This is a genomic window from Mesorhizobium sp. M2A.F.Ca.ET.037.01.1.1 (assembly GCF_003998075.1).
In the GTDB taxonomy this organism is placed as follows: Bacteria; Pseudomonadota; Alphaproteobacteria; order Rhizobiales; family Rhizobiaceae; genus Mesorhizobium.
On the sequence record NZ_RZSA01000837.1, the window covers coordinates 1 to 2,968 of the forward strand.

Annotated in this window: 3 protein-coding genes and 1 pseudogene; all 4 read left to right on the plus strand. The window is 65.0% G+C overall.

Going from position 1 to position 2,968, the window contains the following annotated elements:
- Positions 1-550 (plus strand): annotated as a pseudogene (locus EOA27_RS29865) (NADH-quinone oxidoreductase subunit E); the annotation flags it as partial.
- A gap of 10 nt (positions 551-560) precedes the next feature.
- Positions 561-1,865: an NADH-quinone oxidoreductase subunit NuoF gene (nuoF, locus tag EOA27_RS29870; RefSeq protein WP_127257921.1), complete on the plus strand. Its 1,305-nt coding sequence runs from the start codon at positions 561-563 to the stop codon at positions 1,863-1,865.
- A 74-nt stretch (positions 1,866-1,939) separates the two neighbouring features.
- Positions 1,940-2,620, plus strand: coding sequence for an NADH-ubiquinone dehydrogenase (locus tag EOA27_RS29875; RefSeq protein ID WP_127257923.1), 681 nt, complete (start codon positions 1,940-1,942; stop codon positions 2,618-2,620).
- A 72-nt stretch (positions 2,621-2,692) separates the two neighbouring features.
- Positions 2,693-2,968: 2Fe-2S iron-sulfur cluster-binding protein (locus tag EOA27_RS29880; protein ID WP_127257925.1), on the plus strand; the 276-nt coding region annotated here is incomplete at its 3' end.

A 2,968-nucleotide genomic window follows, 5' to 3' on the forward strand; every position in this document is an offset into this window, starting at 1 on the left:
GTCCAAATCCGGCAAGCCGAAGACCGATGCGCCCGAGACCAGCCCGGCCTTAGCGACGCCGTCGCCGGTCAAGGTTGCTCCGGCCACCGAGAAGGCGGCCAGTGTCAGGGCGCCGCGCCATTCGGCCGCCAATGCCAATCAGGCTTCTCCGGAAGTCGAGGCCGTTTCCAAACCGCGCAGCGGGCCCAAGAACAAGGCAGAGCCGGCGGCCGCTTTCAAGGCGCCGGAAACCAAGCAGCCGGTCGCCAAGACGGAAAAGCCTTCGCTGGATGACAAGAACCGGCCGGCCGGCATCGAGCGTCCGGCGACGGTCGACGATCTCAAGCTGATCTCCGGCGTCGGGCCGAAGATCGAAGCGATCCTGCATTCGCTGGGCATCTACACCTTCGCTCAGGTCGCGGCCTGGAAGAAGGCCGAGCGCGAATGGGTCGACGGCTATCTCAATTTCCGCGGCCGCATCGAGCGCGACGACTGGGTGAAGCAGGCCAAGGCGCTCGCCAAAGGCGGCGTCGCCGAATACATCCGCGTCTTCGGCAAGAAGCCGGTCTGAGGGACGACAAATGCTTCAGGACAAAGACCGCATCTTCACCAACATCTACGGCCTCTTCGACAAGTCGCTGGCCGGCGCGCAGTCGCGCGGCATCTGGTACGATACGCCCGGTCTCATCGCCAAGGGCCGCGACTGGATCGTCAATGAGATGAAGGCTAGCGGGTTGCGCGGCCGCGGCGGCGCCGGCTTCCCGACCGGACTGAAGTGGTCGTTCATGCCCAAGCAGAGCGACGGCCGTCCGAGCTATCTGGTCATCAATGCCGACGAATCCGAACCCGGCACCTGCAAGGACCGCGACATCCTGCGCAACGATCCGCACACACTGGTCGAGGGCGCGCTGGTTGCCGGCTTCGCCATGGGCGCAGTCGCGGCCTACATCTATGTGCGCGGCGAGTTCATCCGCGAGCGCGAGGCGCTCCAGCGCGCCATCGACGAGGCTTACGCGGCCAAGCTGATCGGCAAGAACAACACGTCCGGCTACGACTTCGACGTCTATATGCATCACGGCGCCGGCGCCTATATCTGCGGCGAGGAGACGGCGCTGCTCGAAAGCCTAGAAGGCAAGAAGGGCCAGCCGCGGCTGAAGCCGCCATTCCCGGCCAATGTCGGCCTCTATGGCTGCCCAACCACCGTCAACAATGTCGAATCGATCGCGGTGGCGCCGACCATCCTGCGCCGGGGCGCGGCCTGGTTCTCGTCCTTCGGCCGGCCGAACAATGCCGGCACCAAGCTGTTCTGCGTCTCCGGCCAGGTCAACAATCCGTGCACCTTCGAAGAAGCGATGTCGATCCCGTTCCGGGAGCTGATCGAGACGCATTGCGGCGGCATCCGCGGCGGCTGGGACAATCTGCTGGCAGTCATCCCGGGCGGCGCTTCGGTGCCGCTGGTGCCGGCCGAGCAGATCATGGACGCGCCGATGGATTTCGATGCGCTGCGCGACCTGAAATCCGGCCTCGGCACGGCTGCCGTCATCGTCATGGACAAGTCGACGGATATCGTGAAGGCGATCGCCAGGCTGTCCTACTTCTACAAGCATGAGAGCTGCGGCCAGTGCACGCCGTGCCGCGAAGGCACCGGCTGGATGTGGCGGGTGATGGAGCGGCTGGTGCGCGGCGAAGCGCAGAAGCGCGAGATCGACATGCTGCTCGATGTCACCAAGCAGGTCGAGGGCCACACGATCTGCGCGCTGGGCGACGCGGCGGCCTGGCCGATCCAGGGCTTGATGCGACATTTCCGCGGCGAGGTGGAACGCCGCATCGACGAGTTTTCGCGCAACGCGCACCGGGTCGAGCCGGTGATGGTGGCGGCGGAATAAGACTTCGAAATACGGGCGCAAGCCCGAGACGGAAAGCAGGGGCGGGGCATACGAAAAACGACCAGGAGAACTCTATGGCGCCGTATTCGATACCCTATCCGTTCATGCCTGATTTGGACCAGCTCGAGAAGATGAACCAGGACCTGACCAAGATGATGCCGAAGGAGATGGCCAGCGCCGTCAACCTTCTGGCGCATCCGGTCGCGGGCGCGGCGGCGATGTCGGCGCTGGGCATTGGTTTTGCCAACCAGGCCGTCGGCATGTGGATGGGCGCCTTCACCGGCGCGCTGGAAGCTTCGCAGCGCATGTTCCAGCCTTTCCTCGACGATCTCGAGGCGCAGAGCGAAGCGGTCGCCAATGCGTCCAAGGCGCGCAAGGCGACCGAGACCCTGATCGCCGAGGCGCAGACCTTTGCCAGGGACGTGACCGATATCGCGGTGAACGCGACCGAGAAGGCTCTCGACACGACCGGGGCCGATATTGTCGCCCAGCCGGCAGCGGCCGCATTGATGCCCGAGGATTTCAGGCAGCCGAAGGCCGTCGACAAGCCGGCGAAGCCGTCGGACCTGAAGGCGATTTCGGGTATCGGACCGAAACTGGAGAAGGTGCTCAACGGTCTCGGTATCTGGACCTATGAGCAGATCGCGGCCTGGACGTCGCAAGAGATCGCCTGGGTGGAAGATTATCTGTCGCTTGCCGGCCGCATCGGCCGCGACGACTGGACTGCGCAGGCGGCGGCGCTCGCCGCGAAGTGATTTGAAAAGCCGGGCGCGGTGCAAACCGCGCCCGGAAGATAGATTGCGGACATCCGCGAGGGTTTGAGGCGAATGGCAAAGCTAAAGGTCGACGGGAAAGAGATCACGGTACCCGACCATTACACGCTGCTGCAGGCGGCCGAGGACGCCGGCGCGGAAGTGCCGCGCTTCTGCTTCCATGAGCGGCTGTCGATCGCCGGCAATTGCCGCATGTGCCTGATCGAGGTGAAGGGCGGCCCGCCCAAGCCGCAGGCGTCTTGCGCCATGGGCGTGCGCGACCTGCGCCCCGGCCCGAATGGCGAGCCGCCGGAAATCCTCACCAACACGCCGATGGTCAAGAAGGCCCGC

What these genes read in the sequence shown, in the direction of transcription:
- EOA27_RS29875 (WP_127257923.1), top strand. Translation starts at nt 1,940, where the DNA reads ATGGCGCCGTATTCGATACCCTATCCGTTCATGCCTGATTTGGACCAG.
- nuoF (WP_127257921.1), top strand. Translation starts at nt 561, where the DNA reads ATGCTTCAGGACAAAGACCGCATCTTCACCAACATCTACGGCCTCTTC.